Annotated in this window: 16 protein-coding genes; 12 read left to right on the top strand and 4 right to left on the bottom strand. The window is 59.6% G+C overall.

Annotation, left to right across the window (positions count from 1 at the left end; all coding sequences use genetic code 11):
- Nucleotides 1-52 precede the first annotated feature (52 nt).
- The 4 genes from NY08_RS25605 (at nt 53) to NY08_RS26460 (ending at nt 4,684) form a co-directional block, all read left to right on the top strand.
- Entirely contained in the window at nt 53-1,039 is a 987-nt protein-coding gene (locus NY08_RS25605) for a nitroreductase family protein (protein WP_158462564.1), read from the top strand.
- Nucleotides 1,030-2,151 (top strand): polysaccharide pyruvyl transferase family protein, encoded by a 1,122-nt coding sequence (locus tag NY08_RS25600; RefSeq protein WP_082073813.1) that lies wholly within the window; start codon nt 1,030-1,032, stop codon nt 2,149-2,151. Before NY08_RS25605 ends, NY08_RS25600 begins: the two co-directional genes overlap by 10 nt.
- Nucleotides 2,138-2,980 (top strand): glycosyltransferase family 2 protein, encoded by an 843-nt coding sequence (locus NY08_RS25595; RefSeq protein WP_158462562.1) that lies wholly within the window; start codon nt 2,138-2,140, stop codon nt 2,978-2,980. Before NY08_RS25600 ends, NY08_RS25595 begins: the two co-directional genes overlap by 14 nt.
- Before the next feature lie 1,053 nt (nt 2,981-4,033).
- The gene (locus NY08_RS26460; RefSeq protein WP_235386908.1) at nt 4,034-4,684 is read left to right on the top strand and encodes a glycosyltransferase family 4 protein; all 651 of its coding nucleotides are present in this window, start codon (nt 4,034-4,036) and stop codon (nt 4,682-4,684) included.
- Here NY08_RS26460 and NY08_RS25580 read toward each other — a convergent pair.
- The gene (locus NY08_RS25580) at nt 4,671-5,468 is read right to left on the bottom strand and encodes a WecB/TagA/CpsF family glycosyltransferase (RefSeq protein ID WP_200893112.1); all 798 of its coding nucleotides are present in this window, start codon (nt 5,466-5,468) and stop codon (nt 4,671-4,673) included. The genes NY08_RS26460 and NY08_RS25580 overlap by 14 nt on opposite strands.
- A 779-nt stretch (nt 5,469-6,247) precedes the next feature.
- Between NY08_RS25580 and NY08_RS14510 the strand changes: the two genes are divergently transcribed.
- Nucleotides 6,248-6,772, top strand: a complete 525-nt coding sequence (locus tag NY08_RS14510) for an SGNH/GDSL hydrolase family protein (RefSeq protein WP_144407374.1) — start codon at nt 6,248-6,250, stop codon at nt 6,770-6,772.
- A gap of 133 nt (nt 6,773-6,905) precedes the next feature.
- Here NY08_RS14510 and NY08_RS25575 read toward each other — a convergent pair whose 3' ends face one another.
- Both NY08_RS25575 and NY08_RS14500 read right to left on the bottom strand, forming a co-directional pair.
- Nucleotides 6,906-8,264, bottom strand: a complete 1,359-nt coding sequence (locus NY08_RS25575; RefSeq protein WP_082073809.1) for an O-antigen ligase family protein — start codon at nt 8,262-8,264, stop codon at nt 6,906-6,908.
- Between the two features lie 189 nt (nt 8,265-8,453).
- A complete protein-coding gene (locus tag NY08_RS14500) occupies nt 8,454-10,616 on the bottom strand; it encodes an acyltransferase family protein (protein WP_045197086.1) in 2,163 nt (720 codons plus the stop codon).
- Nucleotides 10,617-10,858: 242 nt separating this feature from the next.
- Here NY08_RS14500 and NY08_RS14495 point away from each other — a divergent pair, with 242 nt between their 5' ends.
- The 7 genes from NY08_RS14495 (at nt 10,859) to NY08_RS14465 (ending at nt 17,966) form a co-directional block, all read left to right on the top strand.
- Nucleotides 10,859-11,407 carry an acyltransferase gene (locus NY08_RS14495; protein ID WP_045197084.1) on the top strand — a complete coding sequence of 183 codons (549 nt, stop codon included), beginning with the start codon at nt 10,859-10,861 and terminating at the stop codon, nt 11,405-11,407.
- 232 nt (nt 11,408-11,639) lie between these two features.
- On the top strand, nt 11,640-13,073 hold the full coding sequence (locus NY08_RS14490) for a hypothetical protein (RefSeq protein ID WP_235386907.1): 1,434 nt from the start codon (nt 11,640-11,642) through the stop codon (nt 13,071-13,073).
- Nucleotides 13,070-13,978 (top strand): glycosyltransferase family 2 protein, encoded by a 909-nt coding sequence (locus NY08_RS14485; protein ID WP_045197082.1) that lies wholly within the window; start codon nt 13,070-13,072, stop codon nt 13,976-13,978. The genes NY08_RS14490 and NY08_RS14485 overlap by 4 nt, the downstream gene beginning before the upstream one ends.
- The gene (locus tag NY08_RS14480; protein WP_045197080.1) at nt 13,968-14,771 is read left to right on the top strand and encodes a glycosyltransferase; all 804 of its coding nucleotides are present in this window, start codon (nt 13,968-13,970) and stop codon (nt 14,769-14,771) included. The genes NY08_RS14485 and NY08_RS14480 overlap by 11 nt, the downstream gene beginning before the upstream one ends.
- A 29-nt stretch (nt 14,772-14,800) precedes the next feature.
- The gene (locus NY08_RS14475) at nt 14,801-16,186 is read left to right on the top strand and encodes a lipopolysaccharide biosynthesis protein (protein ID WP_235386905.1); all 1,386 of its coding nucleotides are present in this window, start codon (nt 14,801-14,803) and stop codon (nt 16,184-16,186) included.
- Nucleotides 16,183-16,701: an acyltransferase gene (locus NY08_RS14470; RefSeq protein WP_045197076.1), complete on the top strand. Its 519-nt coding sequence runs from the start codon at nt 16,183-16,185 to the stop codon at nt 16,699-16,701. The genes NY08_RS14475 and NY08_RS14470 overlap by 4 nt, the downstream gene beginning before the upstream one ends.
- Nucleotides 16,701-17,966: a glycosyltransferase family 4 protein gene (locus tag NY08_RS14465; protein ID WP_045197074.1), complete on the top strand. Its 1,266-nt coding sequence runs from the start codon at nt 16,701-16,703 to the stop codon at nt 17,964-17,966. The genes NY08_RS14470 and NY08_RS14465 overlap by 1 nt, the downstream gene beginning before the upstream one ends.
- Here the strand turns inward: NY08_RS14465 and NY08_RS14460 are convergent.
- Nucleotides 17,918-18,856 (bottom strand): cellulase family glycosylhydrolase, encoded by a 939-nt coding sequence (locus NY08_RS14460; protein WP_045197072.1) that lies wholly within the window; start codon nt 18,854-18,856, stop codon nt 17,918-17,920. The genes NY08_RS14465 and NY08_RS14460 overlap by 49 nt on opposite strands.
- Nucleotides 18,857-18,954: the final 98 nt, after the last annotated feature.

The following is an 18,954-nucleotide window of genomic DNA, read 5'->3' as shown; positions in this document are numbered from 1 at the left end:
ACTCCGATCAAGGCTGTCCCCAGTGAAACAGCAACTTATCTCTAGGTGGTCAGTGACGCTGCCGAAGGTTATTGGCGCTACGGCCGCTTCCGTGATTTCTCAGGCCTTCGTCGGAGAGCAACGCGCCGTGCAGGCTGGCAAACGCATGCATTTCGATACTGAGATGTCTGAAAATAATCGGATGTTTCTACGCCGCTCAATTCACCGTCTCGAAAAAGGGCTCGTCTCGAAGCCTCGAAGGGATTCGTTCGCTGGTGACTTCATTGAGAGAACAGTCAAGACCGCTGCTTCATACCTGCAGGCACAAGATGATCGCGACGAGCCCGAACTGCAATGGTTCAAAGATGTGCTCGACATGTATTTTCGCGAGACCTCGAACAGCGGGGACCCCAGGGTTATCGCGGCCAGGCAACGATGGTTGTCGCTAACGGTGTCACTAGCATCTTCATCGCCTGAAATTGAAAAATCGCATCCGTTCATCCAGTCTGAGTTATCGAACGCTTCAGAAAAATACACGGCTCTGCGCGAAATTGCTCGGCATCGGCGGTCCATTCGTCAGTTCGAGACGAAGCCTGTTCCAAGAAACTTAATTGAACAAGCGGTTGAAATTGGACTCACTGCACCAAGTGCATGCAACAGGCAAAGCCTGAGGGTCATTGCCGTTGACGATCCTGCATTACGCGTCGCAATATCGAAAGTTCCAATGGGCACTGCCGGCTTCGCCGAGCAGATACCGACGATCTGCGTTGTAGTCGGCCAGCTTCGAGGATACGAGCACGAACGTGACCGCCATGCGATCTACGTTGATGGCGGCCTGTTTGTCACAGGATTCATCCTCGGGTTGGAGGGTTTGGGATTGAATAGCTGCTGTATCAACTGGCCTGACCTCGAGCAGAAGGAAGCTGCAATGAAGAAGCTGGTGTCACTAGATGACGATGAGAGGATAATCATGCTGGTCGCTGTCGGATACGGGCTGCCGAACCAACTTGTTCCTCGCAGTCGAAAACGAAGCACCGGAATGGTTGTCGGATGGCAATGAAACGCGACAATATACTCATTTCAGGTGCAGAAGTTCAAAACGTCAGCTCGGGTAATCGAGGCGCTGAACAACTTCTACGTACTGCATCGTCCCGGATCAGGAGTTTCGGCTATCAGCCTTCAGTATCCGCGGGGAAAGTTGATCCAGGCCTGGCGTCAGAACTGGGTCTGAACAAGTACGTAGGGAACGTCCGTTTAAAGTCCCTGGATCAATTTACGCCCAGAGTGCGCGTAGGAAGCTATACCACCATCAAATCAGTATCCGCAGTTCTCGACGCCTCTGGATTCGCCTTTGGCGACGCCTGGGGCATCCATACTGCCCTTTGGCTGGGGCGAAAGTATCAGCAATGGAGGATGAATGATATTGACATAGTTCTTTTGCCTCAGGCATTTGGGCCCTTCACAGGGGAGCCCTATCGAAGGGTGGCTAGAGAAGCTCTGCTCAATGCCAACGCAATCTATGCGCGGGAGCGCTCGTCTTACGAACACCTTTTGGATCTAGGCCTACCGCCAGAACGATGCAAGATTGCCCCCGATATCACTATCGGCGAAGCGAATCGAGATTCGGTCATAGCCGCTGAATCGAGAGTACCTCGGCTCGTCATCGTCCCGAATTGGAATCTGGCGGTACGGGGATCGGACGCGAAATATATGGACACCCTGGTGGCTGCGGTGAAATGGGCCAGGATGAATAGAATTGAACCGGTCGGTTTACTGCATGAAGGTCGCCGCGATTTGCAGTTACTGGAAAGAGTTGCCGAAGCGGCACCGCTTGAGATTGTTAGTAACCTCACTGGTTGGCAAACAAAAGAATATATCGGAAAGTCGAAGCTTGTCCTGTCAGGGCGTTATCACGCCGTACTCGCTGCTTTGGCGACGAACACCCCCGTGGTCACCCACTCGTGGTCACACAAGTATGAGCAAGTTCTGACTCAGTTTGGAGTTTCCGAATGGTTGAAGAGCCCGACTGATTCGGCTGCGACCACTGCGGGGCTTGATGCTTTGGTTCAGCATGGCGCGCCAGAAGAGCTTGTTCTACGGCTTGATGCCTTGAGCCGGGAGGTACAAACTATGTGGTCAGATGTTGCTGAGGTGCTACATGGCAACCACTGACGCTTTTCGCCGGGGTGCACCTACGGTATCTGTTGTTATGCCGACCTTTAACGACATTGACACTGTCGCGGAAGCGGTTGAATCAATACGGTGTCAGACATTCGACAGCTGGGAACTGATAGTTGTCGACGATGCATCTACCGATGCCACGGCCTCCGCAATTGCGGATATTGCACAGGAGGATGACAGGATCGTCCTGATCAAGCTAGATAAGAACTCGGGGTCGGGTGTTGCGCGAAATCGCGCAATCGCACGCGCAGTGGGAGAATTCGTTGCGATCCAAGACGCTGATGATGTGTCGATGAACACCAGGCTTGAGCTTCAAGTGGCAGAGATGCGTTCCGACGATGAACTGGCCGTTATTGCAAGCCAGGTGGCCGAGTTTGGCGACTGGGGCGGACCTGCGCGCGCTTCGTGGCCAACTGACGACCAGATGATACGGGCACGTCAGAACTCTAATCAAATGCCAGTACCGCATCCATCCTGCATGTTTCGCTCGAGTATTCTCAGAGCCGCAGGAGGGTACGACGAGTCTTGTAGACGGGCACAGGACTACGCTCTGTTCCTAAAGCTACAGAACGAAAAGGTGAGATGTCTATCCGATGTTCTGGTGAACTACAGAACTTCGCGACCGGTCAGCCTAGGATATGTTCGCCGCAACGCCCGCTACGCTGATCTCGCACTTCGGCGGCACCGACTTGCTAATGAAGGGGTTCCCGCAGCTGATCTACCGAACGAAGCAAGATGGACAGTCCGGACGGAAGTAGTAACATGGAGGAGCTGGCTCATTCGATCGCTTCGTGAATTTCGGGGGATTGCAAATGGTTGATAGTGAATGGCATTGGACGACTGCGGCGAACTTTCGACAGTTTGTCGCGCGAGATATCAAGGCAAATCCGCGAGATTTAAAGATTCAGCTCACTCTGGTTCTTTTTCGCCTGTGTCAGTTGACTATGGGAGACCGGTGGAGGCCGCGAAGGATCTCACTTCCTCTGGTGCTTCTTTACCGGATTTGGTCTGAACTCGTAGTGGGCTTGGAGCTTCGCCCAAAAACGAGTGTGGGTCCTGGTCTTACGATCTTTCACGGATTTGGCATGGTCGTAAACGATCACTGCAACATCGGTTCCGACGTGACTTTGCGAAACGGTGTCACAATTGGCAGCCGACGGGACGGCGGACCGGTCCCGCGCCTAGGCAATGGTGTAGTCGTTGGCTGTGGTGCGATAATTCTGGGAGACATCGAACTCGACGACTATTCGAAGGTTGGTGCCGGATCCGTGGTGCTAATTTCAGTACCGAGCAATAGCACTGTCTTTGGCAACCCCGCGGTAGTGAGCTTCAAAACATCTGCGGCGGCCGACGGAGCGTCTGTACCAGGATGGGCTGAGGAGTGAGGGTTGCAGTCGTTCATAGCTATTACTCAAGCGATTCTCCGTCCGGTGAGAATCAAGTAGTCGACGCACAGATCGAGTGTCTCAGTGCGGCTGGTCATGACGTGCTACCAGTCCTGAAGTGGACCGACGAGGAAGCTAAGTCGCGGCTATACCCCCTGAAGGCTGCTGCGTCCGCTGCGGGGTATGGGCGTAACGACCCTACGGATTCGCTCGGACGCTTTAGACCGGACGTGATTCACGTTCATAATCTATTCCCGAATTGGGGTACAAGCTGGGTAACTCGCACTGCGATTCCAGTAGTAGCAACAATGCATAACTTCCGGGCTGTTTGCGCGTCCGCGCTGTTGTGGCGGGACGGCCACGATTGTCAAGATTGCTTGATTTACTCGGCGGCAAAAGCTGTCGAGCATAGATGCTACAGAGATTCCGCTGCAGCGACTGTTCCGCTGGCTTGGGCAACTCGGTCTTCAGGCAAGCATTCTCCAATTTTGAACAGTGCGAATGCCATCGTTACTCTAAACGCCCGTGCGACATCGTTATTTCAAAATTTACGACCGGATACGCTAACTCGTGAAATTCCTAATTTTGCGGCCGAGTTCGGCACTGTCGAGGCCATCTGCAAGCGTGATTCGTGGGTTTTTGTTGGACGTCTGGTTCCTGAGAAAGGTGTTTCCTGGTTACTGCAGAACTGGCCGCATTCGCAAAAGCTAACCTTCGTAGGTTCTGGTCCGCTCTCGCGCGAGGTGATACGCGCTGAGAAGGAGTTTCCTAATGTATTTCGGTATAAAGGTCAGATGAAATCGAGCGAGGTTCGTGATTTGATTGCAGGTTCAGTTGGACTGGTGATACCAAGTCTGTGGTCAGAGGGCGTACCTACGGTAGCGCTCGAAGCGCTTCAATCAGGCACGCCAATCGTAATTTCAGAAAACTGCGCCTCTGCTTCGTCGCTGACTGCTGATGGAGCTGGGGAGATGTTCCCACATAGCATTGAGCCAGACGCATTTAGTGTTTGCCTTGACCGAATCAAAGCACTAGACAGTTACCGGCACAATGCACGCAAGCTATACGAAAAGCGATATGCTCCGGGCGTATGGTTGGCGCAGATTCAGGATTTGTACTCTCGTCTTACATCTCTCTAAATCTTGGCGGATTGTGTCGTGTGTTGGCCAATAACTCGCCTGTAGCTGACCTAAGGAATTGAATGTTGCCGATAAGATATCTGCGCCAAAGGCGTTTGGGCTCGCTGGCAAACCGGTAAAGCCACTCTAGCCCGCTATTCTGGATCCAAGTAGGAGCCTCTTTGGTTGTGCCGGCAACGAAATCGAATGCCGCACCGACTGCGATACATGGTAGGCCAACTTTTTCAGCTAATGCTTGAGCGAGAAAATCCTGTTTAGGCGTTCCTAAAGCTACCCAAACGATTGTTGCATTTGTTTTACGAACCTCCGCGGTGCAAGAGGCGGTGATTTCTGGGGAGACAGGTGCGAATGGGGGTGAATAGGATCCAGCAATTTGAGCGCCGGGATAGTTTGTCTCTATCGCGTCGGTCAGTCTTCTCAAAGTTTCGTCTGTGGTGCCGAGGAAAAAGTGCCGAACGGCGGTGCCCTCAGTTTGTCGTAGCGTCTCTACAAATAGCGATGGTCCTCGGACTCGCCCAGCTCCAGAATTCCTTGATCGCAATCTCATGAACCATACGACTGGTGTTCCATCTGGGAAGTTGAGGCCGTGACCATTCAGAAGCTTCGAGTACTCGTCTTCCTTCGCGGCTAGGGCGACGCAGTACGCATTCGATAGCCGTACGGATAATGATTCTACAGCTGTCGCTGCGTCAATAACTCGAGAGACCGCACCTGAGAGTGAGGTTACTTCGAAGGGTACTTTCCCTACCCAAATTCTCTTGGGGCTGGCTTGAGTTATCTCCACGTTTTGTTCTCCTTTTCACGGGTTGATAGTAGTTGTAGCTCCAGGATCAGTGAGGGCCTGGCTCAGAATTGCAAAATCTGGGACGAAGCTCAAGAGTAGCTATTGCTTCTCTTTGAAGCTGAGGAGTCGATGTGGTTACTCTCCTATGGTGGTGACGACTGCTTCGATAATTTGCGATTCTGTTCAGGTCTAAAACTCGCGACTTTGAAGGGTTCGCTCGATCGTAGAGGGTGGCTTTTAGGACGTAGCGGTCACGTCGGTGAACTATGACGTTGTGAGATACTACCCTGGCGACGCAACGTTCGCTGCTGAGTTCGCCCGTGCCCTGTGCGCATGCTTTATATCAGCTGTCATGTGGCACTAGGCTTGGTGTCGCCCGTCGAAAATCTCCCCGTCGAGAGCCTTTGTGGTTTGTCCAGCCGTCACAATGAACACTTTCGCAGTGCAGCTGTTTCGGGCAGAGTGGGCATTGCGGGGGCGATGCGGCAGGATGGGAACCTATGGGCAGCAGGAAAAAAATGGAACATTCTTCGGATCGGGAGACTTCGAAGCGGAGGTGGCTCGCCACGGTGACTGTCGCGCTTCTAGTGGCGACCGCTTGCTTGGTCGCGGTCGGGTTGAGGTTTGACAACAACCGGTCGAGTAGGGAGGTAGCCAATCCTCCGGGATTTTTGAGTGAGCAGCTCGACCGCGGGAAGGCCGTTTCTATAATTGTGATGGGTGACTCGACTGGGTTCCGACCAAATTATTGGGTGGATCGGATCGCGCAGAGGATTTCGGTGGATTACGAACGTCCGGTGGTTTTGTCGAGATGGAACCGAGAGACTGTCGCCTACGATCCCCCCACTAGTGTTGCTGTGGGGGAAGGTGAGTTAGTTACCATCTGGAACGCCTCAGCGCCGGGCGAAGCGCCCCGCTACTTTCAACAGCACCTGGACGCTGTTCTCGCTCCGGTCGAGCAACCCGAGTTCATCTTTATCAATCACGGTCACAATACGGGACCGGATCCAGTCCTTGATATTTCGCGGCTGACTAACAAAGTGCGTGAGCAATTTCCGAATGTGCCGATTGGCCTGACTGTTCAGAACCCGTACCTTGGGCAGTCAGTAGAGGTGGCAGACGCCAGAGCCGCCGAGGTTCGCTATTGGGCGAAGCGGCAGCAAAATTTCACCGTCATCGACGTTGACAGGGCATATCGCACATCATCTGATATCGACTCACTGTATGTCGACAAGCGTCATCCCAGTGACGCTGGGAGTGAGCTATGGGCGCAGACGGTTATTGAAGCACTTGGGCTGAGGTAGATTGCCCGGTGCCGACTGGTTTAGCCGAACTGCTGATGGAGGTGGCTGGCGAGAGCGATAGGGCTGGCAATATCTCGTGGTTCTGTACTATTCGAGGGCATATAAACCCGTCTCGGTGGTGTTTTGGGCTTTTTTAGAGCGCCGCCTTACGACGGTGCATTTTCAAACCGCCAAGCGCGAGCAGGGTGCCTGCTGCCCACCAGAATGGGACTGCGCCGAATGGTGACTCAAGAACCACTCCGAGGGTTGAGACGACGCCGATAGTGATAACAAGCATGGTGCAGAAGAATAAGAATTCATCTGCGCCAATACGGCGGCGGTTGCACCATACGCACCAAAGAACTGCTGCGAGCACTGAGGTGTATAGCAAGACGCCCAAGGTTCCCATTCGGGCGTACAGCCCAACGAAATAGTTATGAGGGCTGCGAACATTTCGGTACTCGGTTCCCTGCAGGATCGTAGATGCCCCGGACTCAACTATGAAGTTCGGTCCCGCTCCGGCACCGAATGCTTGCCGAATTTGGTCGCGCTCAGTCCACTCGATGACGCGTTCCCACGCCATATTTCGTGCCTCAGAGGTACCGACAGCACGTTCAGCGGCCTCGGCAGATGCGGCATCGGGATTGACGGTGGCGATGAGCCTCTGACCGACTTCCGAGGTTGGTAGGTATAGCGAGAGCCCTACGAGGGATAGCAACACGATCGTGACTATGGCGACGCGTTTTAGGCCGCTTCGGTGCGCGGCCGAGTAAATAAGGGCAAACGCAGCTGAGAGCGCTAGTGCTGCCGCGAGAAATCCAGCGCGGGTGCTCGTAGCTGCTAAAGAAGCCAACGACAGTGCAAATAAGAGTGAGTGCAGGAAGATACGCTCGCGTCTGAGTACTCGTCGAAGCAATAGGGCCGCGGTAACACCCAGAATTGCGCAGTCAATATCGGGACGGATAGTACCGATCGGCACTTCTGCGCCAGGAAAACGTGGCAGACCTCTTGTCTCGACACGACCCAAAATCACTACACTTGACCATGCGAGGTGAAATAGCATCGCTGCCCACATCAACTTCATCGTGTTGAGTCGCGCTTGATCAGTCGACCTAGATGCAGCCGAAGCGGCGATGACTGCGAGCAATACGTATGCGAAAGGTACGGCGTCGCGTATCCACGCCGACGTTAGAAATCGGTCACTGGAAGTGCAGATTCTGAGTACTACATACAGTGCGAAAGCCTGCATAGCGAGCCCAGGATTCGACCGAACCGTGTACCCGGTAGTTCGAGATCTGTACTCGGGGTAGGTCAGCAGAACCCAGTAGCCCGCCACGCCGGCGAGAAGCAGCACGTCGGTCAGATAAAGGCCCTTGATGCCGATATAGGAACCCCAGCGGGTTGCTGCCACAAGGAGCGCTACAGCGCACGCGCCCACAACTAAGACAGGGTCATGGTTGGAGCCCTGGAAAGCGACTGCTGCGCGCGGACGCGACGAGGTCAGAGCTGGCATAGAGTGACCCTAGCGGCTCGCCAGCTCAATCGCGTGTCAGGGCAGCACAGACCTGTCGCAAAGGAAGTTATGCGGCACCATCGAGGGCTTGGGCATGAGGTGCTTGCAGCGCCGGACCAACAATCGAACCTGTACGCAGTGGATAGGGCCCCGGATCGGTCTGACGTCTTCTACCTCCAGCGGTACCGGCTAACCAGGTATCGATTCAGACGGTATGGCTGCAAGCATTTCCATCAGCGCAGGGGACATTTTGTCTCCGTATTCGATTGTCATGTGCGCAGAATCGGACTTCGTCGGGGTGGTGCCGACAAAGCTGGGGCAGTAGTTGTCAGGAGTACAGAACAGGCCTCGGGTGTCGACGTAGGTTCCTCCCACCCGGTAGGCCAAGTTGCGGTCTGCCCTTGATCGCGCCTTCCACGTATCGGTCACTCTGCTCAGGCAGTCGGCAGGCGTGCTGGTGCGCGTGTAGCAGTCCGCCGGCTTCTTGTCGTTCGGGGGAGCGGAGAGGATCAGGATCTTTCCCGCGTTCGCTGCGAACTGATCGGTGAGCCGCTTCACCCCAGGGATCCAGAGCTCCGCTGCGATGTCGGTGTGGAGATTGGTGATGACCACGATGTCCGGCCCCACCTCGTTCACCGCGTCAATGGCGGCCGCCTTGCGTGCGGGGCACGCCGCGGACGTGTCGGCATCTCGGGTGTTCACGTCCATGTCGACGAACGTGCAACCGAACATCGCCTCCGAGCGCGCCTTCCACACGCCACCGCTGGCCTCGGCGAAATTCTTGATCGGTTGAACAAAGCTCATCGCCATCGAATCGCCGAGAATCATGATGGTCTGGGGTGCGTCGGCAGCGCCCCACGTGCACTGCTCCGGGCCCGGCCGGTCGACCAACCCGCATTCGGCAATGCCACCCGGAGCTTGAGCCCCACTGATGGCCTCGTCCATCGTGGGTGTCAGCGCCGGCCACTCGACTGCGTTCACCGCGGCGTCGATCTCGGTCGCCAAAGCAGATTGCGCAGGGCCGAGGGACACCGCGATATCGTCCGGAGCAAGAGCGGCGTCGGCCACAGCTCTGGCCGGTGGGGTTGCAGGCGGGTCGAGTGGTTTGAGTGAGAACGCGGCCACGGCGATGGTCACCAGAGTCAACGCACCGAGTGCCGCGTACCGCACGGACGGCGGCCGAGACTTGCGGCCGATCTGATTCCGGCGTTTTCTCCGAGCCTCGGCGCGCACCGCCCTCGGTTCGAGGAAGTTGGACCGCCGAACTGGGTTCTCCACGAAGTGATACGACGCCACCGAGAGTCCGAACGTCATGGCCAGCACGGTGACGTAGTAGTAGGCGTCGACATCCATGATCGATCCGAGGATCACGATGATCGGCCAGTGCCACAGATACAGCGAATACGAGATGTCTCCGACGTACACACTCGCCTTGTTCGTCAACGGAGCGAGGTAGGGAGTGGCTCCGCCCGTGCCGGCCGCGATCACCATCGCTGCACCCAGCACCGGGAGCGCGGCGGAAGGAGCGGGGAACGAGCCCGACTCGCTGATGACGAATGCACCGATACCTATCGCTGCGAGTCCCGACCACGCCAAGGGGCCCCGAGCAGCGCGGGGCAGCCGTGCGACCCAACCTGCTCCGATGGCGAGCAGTGCGCCCACCCCCAACTCCCACACCCGCGTGAACGTGGAGAAGTACGCCCAGGCCGGGTCGGTCGCGGTGTCGTGCAACGCCCACACGAACGATGCCGCGACGATCACGCCCATCACCGTCGCCGACAGGATGCGCTTGACGTTGCCGTGCCAGGATCGCCGCGTCACCAGTACTCCGATGGCGAGCATCAATGCCGGCCACACGAAGTAGAACTGCTCCTCCACCGACAGTGACCAGTAGTGCTGCAGAGGCGAGATGGCCGCGTCCGCGCTGAAGTAGTCGGTCCCTTCCAGTGCGAACCGCCAATTCGATGCGAAGAAGAACGCCCAGACCGCGTCCGTGCCGATCGATGCTGCACGGGCCGACGAATACACCAATACCCCAGCGACACAGGTCATCACGAGCACCAGGGTGGCAATGGGCAAGATGCGCCGGATCCGTCGGCGGTAGAACCCCGCGAACGAGATCGTCTGCGTCGTGTCGTACTCACGCAGCAGTAGACCGGTGATCAGAAAGCCGGAGACGACGAAGAACACGTCGACACCGATGAAACCGCCTTGCGGCCAACCGAACAGGTGATCGACGATGACCAGCAGCACCGCCACCATTCGAAGGCCCTGAATATCCGAGCGCCGGTGGGAGTCGGTGATCCGTCGGCGGTGTCGGCGACGAGCGGCTGACGGTTGGGTCGTGGTCATCCGCGGTCCTCAATGTGAGAAGTGCGATGTCGGGTACGAGACGTCGAATACGAGGCGAATCGTAACCCGCTTCGGTCGAACGTGACGACGCGTTTCGTTCGACCGAATGGGTGAAACAAACTGGATGGCCTTTACCTGCTTCGAGTCGAATAGAAAGCCGGAATTCGGGTCATTTACCGATCGCGCAGACTGCACGGGTTTCTGCGTTCCTGCTAAGTCGATGGCGGAGTTATTCTGTGGCCATGACGTTGCACCGGAAGATCCTTCTCGGGGAGCTAGGCCAAGTATTCCGGGACGTCGTCCTCAACCGGCTCGTCGCGAGTGGTGCAGTTCCCCGGAAGATCCGAACCACGTTGCTACGCAGAAGCGGCCACGACATCCACCCCTCCGCGCTGATGAACGCCGGGGTGTTTCTCGGTTCGTGGCGAGGGTTGACGATGGGTGAGCGTGTATTCGTGAACTATCGCTGCTTCTTCGATCTCGGGTCGACCGTGACCATCGGCAGGGACACACGAATCGGATACGAGTCGATGTTCGTCACGTGTGGGCACGAGATCGGTGGTGAGTCCGATCGCGCAGGTAGGCCGGTCGATTCGCCGATCACCGTCGGCACCGGCTGCTGGATCGGTGCACGGGTGACGGTCCTGCCCGGTGTCCGCATCGGCGACGGGTGCGTCATCGCATCGGGCAGCGTGGTTGCGGCGGATTGCGAACCGAACGGTTTTTATGCGGGAGTCCCGGCGGTTCGTAAGCGCTGCCTACCAACCGATTTGAGTACCGACGAACTCTGAAACAGGGTGTGTGACGCTTTCCGTACCGGCTTCGTGTAGGCCGACCGGTTTTGTCGGATTTTTTATCGATGGACTTCTGAAAAACAAAGCTTCAATCGGGAATTCGATTGTGAATGCAATTCAGAACTCCGCCTCTGATTCGATTTGTCCTGCATGTGATTAATTCTCACGCTAGGCTGCCGAAATACAGCTCAAATGGCATTTCGGGGGGAATGGGATGGGGTATGTGCCGATGAGTCTGGCCCACTACCGAACTCGTCCCGACCGGTTGCATGCGACGGTGTTTCCCGATGCCGACTTCCTACGGGAACTACCGGTTCCCAAGCGCGTCGGTCGCGTCGCACCGGTACGGACACCTCGACCCCGGAGAGCGGCTCGGCGGGAAGCGACACTTCGCCTTCCCGAACGGGTCTGGTTGTTCATGCTGGGGGCGACCTCCGCACTGCCACTGATGAATTTCACGGTCACCGGCTTCTCGGTGGTGTGCGTCGCCATCGGGCTGGCGTATTTTCTGCCCGGCACCCGAAGCCGAAACGACACCCCGTTGGTGCTGGCGGCTGTGGGAACAGTCGCCTACGTGGCCTCGGCATGGGTGAACGACACCAGCTACCTCTCACCCGATGTTTTCGCGTTCGCGTCGTTCGCACTGTATTTCTGTGGAATCACGGTGCTCGCTCGCGACGTCGAGCGTATCGCCACGGTGCTGCTCGGCATCGCGTTCGGTTCGGTCTTCTTCTACGTCGTGATCGGCACGTTCCTCACCGCGACCGGTGGCGTCGTCGACCTCTGGAAATACGGGGTGGCTCCGGCCGCCACCATCACGGTGCTCTACTTCCTGGCCACATCCCGGATCGGCACGTCGGCGGTCGTGATCGCGCTGTTGGCACTGGGAGCGTTGAGCCTCGTGCTGAACTTTCGATCCCACGCCGTGATCTGCTGCGCGGTGGCACTGCTGCTCGTGCTCTCGAAGTACCGCCGCGGGACTCTGTCTCTCACCACCCGGGTGGTGACATTGGGGGTCTTCGCAGTGGGGTTCACCTGGGCACTGGAGTTCGCGGCGCGTGAGGGCCTACTCGGCGGATCGCTGCGCGAGAAGGTGCTCATGCAATCGAACGGTTCGGTGCCGATGTTGCTGGCGGGACGTACCGAACCGCCACTGTCCCTCACCGCGATCGTGCAGCAACCGTTACTGGGGTGGGGCAACGCCGACAACATCTCGCGAGCGGCCTACGTCGACGCTCAACACGTCGCCATGTCCTTGGGCTTCGAGAGATCGTTCCCCTTCGAGTACGCGTGGAAGCTCAGCGATGGATCGATCTCCCTCCACTCGGTGCTGCTCGGATCGTGGGCCGAAGCAGGGGTATTCGCGGTCCTGCTGCCGATCTGGCTGCTGTGGGCCTGCTATCGACTGATCTTCGTGGCCGACTCTGCCGGGCCGTGGACGCCACTGATGATGTACCTGGGCATGCAGACCATCTGGGACCTGATCTTCTCGCCCTGGTCCTACAACCTCCCCGCCGTGTTCGCCTGCCTCGCATGCTGCTGCGTCGCAGTGCATTCCAACGGTCGCCACAACAACTCCACCCAAGACACGCACCTGCTGATGCGTCTGCTGCGAGACAACCGAACACCCCGGAGTCGTAGCCTGCACGAGGAGAAGCGATGAACTCTCACGCGACCGTCAGCGTGGTCATCCCGACGATCGGCAGACCGAGCCTCGCCGGTGCCGTCGACAGCGCCCTGGCCCAATCGATCGATGTGTTCGAGATTGTCGTGGTGGCCGATACGACCGAACCCTTGGCTCTCCCCGACGACGACAGAATTCGCGTCGTGCGAACCGGGCCGGGATCCGGCGGAGCCAATGCGCGTCAATGCGGAATCCAACACGCGACGGGCGACATCATCGCCCTGCTCGACGACGACGATCTGTGGCACCCGTACAAGCTCGAACGCCAGCTGGCCGAGGTGTCCGGTGCAGACAGTGGACGATGGGTGGTCACCTGCAAGTGCGCGGTACGAGAGCCAGGACATCGCGAGAAGATATGGCCCAGAACGCTGATCGGTGAGCATCAGTCCGTCGCCGACTACCTGTTCACCCTCCGGCGTTTCACCCTCGGCGACGCGATGTTGCAGAGCAGCACGCTGTGCTTCCCGCGAGAGCTCGCATTTCAGGTTCCGCTCAATTACGCGCCGGAGTCCATCCACGACGAACCGGGCTGGCTGATGGAACTCCAACGCACGGTGCCGGACTTGATCATCAAGCATGTGCCCGAATGCTTCTCGATCTACAACGTCAGCGAGAACTCCGTGTCTCGACAGTCGGCGGACGTGTCCGAGAAGTACATCGAATGGGGTCGTGAGCACCTTCGCGGCGCGACCGCGCGTGTTCGAGGCGACTACTTCCTGTTCAGCGCCGTCACCGCGGCGGCGTCGGCACAATCGCTCGGCGGAATCCGCAAATCGGTGGCCAGCGGCTTCTCCGAAGGCAGGCCCGGACTGCCCGCGATGGTCTACGCCGCGGCGAAGTTCGGCAGAACTGCAATCCGGCAAGTGAGGGCCCATGCCCACTGACGCCACCCTGAGCGTGGTCACCATCAGCTACCGCGACCTGGCCGGGCTTACCCGCACGCTGGCGAGCGTCGCCGAACAGACGTACGCGCCGCTCGAGCACATCGTCATCGACGGCGGTTCGGGCCCCTCCGTCGAGCAACTGCTCGAACGTGCGAACCCGTCGTACTGGCAGTCCGAGCCCGACGCCGGACGCTACGACGCGATGAATCAGGGCATCGACCGCGCCACCGGAGATGTGGTGTGGCTGATGCATTCCGGCGACTGCTTCGCAGCCCGGGACTCCGCCGCGATCGGCATGGCGGCGCTGAGTGCGGCTGGAACCGTGCGAGACCGATGGGGTTACGGCCGAGTCCGCATCGTCGGCGACCCGCTCCGCGAAGGTCTCGAATGGGGCTACAGCCCCTTCGAGATGCGACCGTTCGCCCTCGGTATTCGGCCGATTCCGCACCAGGCCGCCCTGTTCGGGATGGACCTCGTGCGAGACCTGGGGCACTACGACGTCGGCTTCGGCCTCGCAGCCGATCACCTGTACATGCTGGAGGCTGCGCAGCGCGAACAGCCCGTCGTCATCGACGCTGTTCTGTGCGACTTCGATGCCGGAGGTGCCGGCAGCGTTCGCCCACAGCGCGAACACTTCGCCGACATTCGACGATCCTTGAACGTCACCGGCTATCACCCGTGGGGACGCCGAGGCCTGACCACCGTGGCATCCCGCATCGTCGAATACACCGCGCGATCCAAACACACTGCGCGCACGGTCCTCTCGCGTCGAACGCACGGGGGTGATCGATGATGGGCGGACGTCACCGCAGACCGAGCGAGATGGACGACGATGACGACGGCGTCCCCGGTACGGGGCTCGACACCGTCGAACGCAGAGCCGTCGTTCTCAGTACCCTGTTCCGCATCATCGGGACGCCCGTCGTGGCCGTCGCCGGGCTCGTCAGTGCGGGACTCGTCATCCGCGCCACCGGACCGTCGGCGTACGGCGTCGTCGCGCTCGTTGCCACCGTGGGGCTTCTGCTGCCTTTCGCCGATCTCGGCATCGGAGCCGTGGTGACGAGTGCGACCGCACGATCACGGGACCCCATCAACGACGCATACGCGCTCGCGGTGATCCGCCGCGCGTACCGAATTCTGGCTCGTGTGAGCATCGTCGTGGCCGGGCTGGCCGTCGCGGTGATGATGTTCGACGGCTGGGGCGCACTCATCGGAACCACCACCGGCCCCGAGGACAGGCTCGTCATCACGATCGCCGTGGCCCTGTTCGGTGTGACGATTCCGGCGGGACTGGGACTGCGCATCCTGATCGGAGTGGACCGCGCACAACTGATCGTCGTTGTGATGGTGAGCAATTCGCTGTTCGCACTGCTGGTCACCGTCGGAATGTATGCCGGTGGCGTCCGCGGGATCTGGTACGTCCTGCCGCCACTCATCGGTGCCCTGCTCGGAAACCTCATGGGAACGATTCTGGCGCTGAGAGTTTCGGGTCTCGGGATGTCGGTGTTCCGGAGAGCGGCGCTGCCGATACCGACCAAGGGGCTGCTCGAGGGGTCGCTGTGGCTGTTCGTCGTCAGCGTCGGAATACCTTTCGGCCTCCAAGTCCAGCGAATCGTGCTCTCGCATCTGTCCACTCCGCTCGAGCTGAGCCGATACGCGTTGATGGCACAGTTGTACGGTCTGTGCTGGTCGGTGTTCTCCACCGCGGCGCTGGCCTTCTGGCCGATATTCGTCAAACGCCGATCGGCAGCCGAGCAGACCGTCAGCCTCTGGTTGATGTCGACGCTGGGCTTCGGTCTGGTCGCGCTGGTCGCGGCCGTCCCGCTGGTGCTCCTGAGTCCGTGGCTTGCGGATGTGCTCTCGGGCAACACCATCGACATCCCGTCGGTACTCGCCGGAGCGTTCGCGGTTCTGCTCGTCGCCCAATGTCTCCATCTGCCGTCGGGGATGCTGCTGACCAAGCCGACCGAGGCGCGGTGGCAGGCGGGGTGCCTCGCCGCCATGGCGGCGGTCACCACCGCCGCGGCGATTGCGGTGGCTCCGACCACCGGGGCCGCGGGGGTCGTGCTCGTCACTGCGGGGGCGGTGGTGTTGTGCCAGTTCATCCCGGACATGGCGTGGGTTCCGCGGTTGGTACGGCAGCGCGGTGCCGACCCATCCACCCCACCTGCGCGCATCGAACTCAGCACCGCAGCGAGGATCCCATGATCGACGTCTCGAAGTTCCTGCCACTGTTGCGCAGCCTCAACAGGATCGACCAGAACGCCTACATGAGCGTGGTGGTGAGATTGCTCGAGCGTTCGGGCGTGGCGATCGAGGGCAGGCCGCTGTGGATCTCGTCCTCGGTGTTCCTCGACAACTCCGGCCCCGGGTCGATCACCTTCGGCGACCGCTGCGTCGTCTCGGATGCCGTCAAGATACTCACCCACGACTTCTCCCTCGACAGAGTGGCCGAAGCGCGCGGAGAACTTCCCCCCGACGAAGAGTTGTACCGCCGTGCCCCGGTATCGATCGGCGCACGAGCATTCGTCGGGTTGGGAACGGTCATCATGCCCGGTGTCGTGGTCGGCGATGACGCGATCATCGGAGCCGGGTCCGTGGTGACGCAGTCGATCGCACCGCGAGATGTGGTGGCAGGCAATCCTGCTCGCCGGATCTGTACGACCGACGAGCTGTGGGACAAGAGGCGGTCGGAATTCGAAGTACGGAAACGGAGACGCTGATGCGGATCACTCTGATCGGACTCAACTACAAACCCGAAGTCACCGGGATCGCGCCCTACACCGCCGATGTTGCGGAGGGCCTGTCGCAGCGTGGGTACGACGTCCACGTCGTCACCGGCTTCCCGCACTACCCGCAATGGGCTCCTGATCCGCGTTACGCAGGCCCGACCATCGAGGAGATGGTGGACGGTGTGCACGTCACCCGGCACCGCCACTACGTTCCGGGCAGCATGACCGTCTCCCAACGCGCGCACCTGGAACTGTCCTTCGGTACCAGGGTGGCGCGCAGCCGGATCCCGTCCTCGAACGTGGTGGTGTGCGTATCGCCTGCGCTGGTGTCCACCGGCCTGGTGATGGCTCGCCTCAAAGCGCAACCCTTCCGGCCCGCGCTGGGGGTGTGGGTGCAAGATCTCTACAGTCGCGGAGTCATCGAGACGGGCACGATGCACGGGTCGAGTGCCGGTGCGACAACGAATCTCGAATCCGGCATTCTGCGTGCGGCCGACGGAGTCGCGGTGATCCACCGTCGTTTCGCCGAGCATGCCCACACCGCACTACGGGTACCGGAGAGCAAGCTCACCGTCATCCCGAACTGGACGCACATGCCGCATCAGGCATCGATGAGCCGCGACCACGCGCGTGACCTGCTGGGGTGGTCACGAGATGCGGTGATCGCACTGCATGCCGGCAACATGGGCCTCAAGCAGGGACTGGAGAACGTGGTCGAGGCCGCGCGAGAGTCGGACCGGCGTGGTGGCCCGGTGCAGTTCGTCCTGATGGGCGACGGCAATCAGCGGCAGATACTCGAGGAACTGGGTACCGGCATCTCCAGCCTGAGATTCGTACGATCCCTGCCGGAGAAAGAATTCAGAGCTGCCCTCGACGCAGCGGACGTGCTGCTCGTCAACGAGCGGCCCGAGGTGTCCGAAATGGCTGTCCCCAGCAAGCTCACGGCCTACTTCGGCAGCGGCAGCCCCGTCCTCGCCGCCACTGCAGCGGGCAGTGTCACCGACCAGGAGGTGCGATCGGCCGGTGCAGGCGTGCGGGTGGACCCCGCGAACCCGGCAGCGTTACTGGAGGGAGTGATCGAACTGGCCACGGACCCCGACAGATCGGCGCAGTTGGTCGAGTCCGGTAATCGGTATCTGCGACAACACATGTCTCGGGACGTCGCCCTGGACAGGTTCGAGGAATGGGTACACACGCTGGCGAGCGCTCATCCCACGAAGGCTCGAACCGCGTCGAGTGCAGGTTTGGGGGTGTAGTCCGATCGCACCAGACCGTAGTTGTAGTCGGGCACAGCGCTGCCCGTCATCGAGTCACGGAAGTCGAAGACGAACACCGGACCCGCATACGGTAGCTGTGTCAGCGTGGTGATGCCGTCGACCAGAATGTCGGCCTGCCGTTGCTCGTCGACGCCCGAATTCGTTGTGGGTGAACCGAACTCGGTGAACCAGATTCGCTTGCCGGCGTCTCCGTGGCTCTCCATGACGGCGCGGACCTTCGCGATCTCGTGGGCCGAGGACCACGGTTCGGTGGGTTCGCTCAACAGCTGCGGGCTGCTGTAGGGATGCATCGCCACGGCATCGAACGTCTCGGCTCCTGCGCACCGGTACAGGGCCTCGACGAATGTCGCGGGCGACAGATCGGCGCTGGAATCGACTGCGGGAGAGGTGGGTCCGGTGATCACCAGTGCGCCGGGCGCGGCGTCGCGAATTGCCGCGGAGCTCGCCGACAGAACATCGCAGTATTGGACGGGATTCGCGCTCGGACCGTAGCTGGCTGCGACGTTCGGCTCGTTCCAGATCTCCCAGGCACCGACCTGGTCGCGATAGCGAGACGCTGCGGCAGAGACGAATTGGGCGAACCGTTCGGCAGAGGCAGGCGCGGGATGTGTGACGAGTGCGTAGTCGGCCGGCACCGCCCACGTGGGAGCCCAGGTGAGTACTCCGAGCACTGCGAGATTGCGCTCGGCGGCCCACGCCATTTCCCTGTCCACCCAGCTCCAATCGAGGATTCCCTCGACGCTTTCGATGTCGGACCACCTGACCAGCAACCTGATTCCCTCGAAGCCGGCATCGGCGACGGAGTCGATATCGCGTCGGGCGTCGGAACCGGGCATCCCGATGCTGGCGACATTGCTGGCGACGTGCACCGAATCCCACTCCGAAACGGGAGGCGGGCTCGTTTCCGGACTTCGTTCGGGCTCAACGCTTGTCGAGCACGACGATGCGAGAAGCAGCGCACATGCCA

Source organism: Rhodococcus sp. B7740 (assembly GCF_000954115.1).
Lineage (GTDB): Bacteria > Actinomycetota > Actinomycetes > Mycobacteriales > Mycobacteriaceae > Rhodococcoides.
The sequence above is the reverse complement of the archived record's forward strand: the minus strand, read 5'-3'. Positions and strand labels throughout refer to the sequence as shown.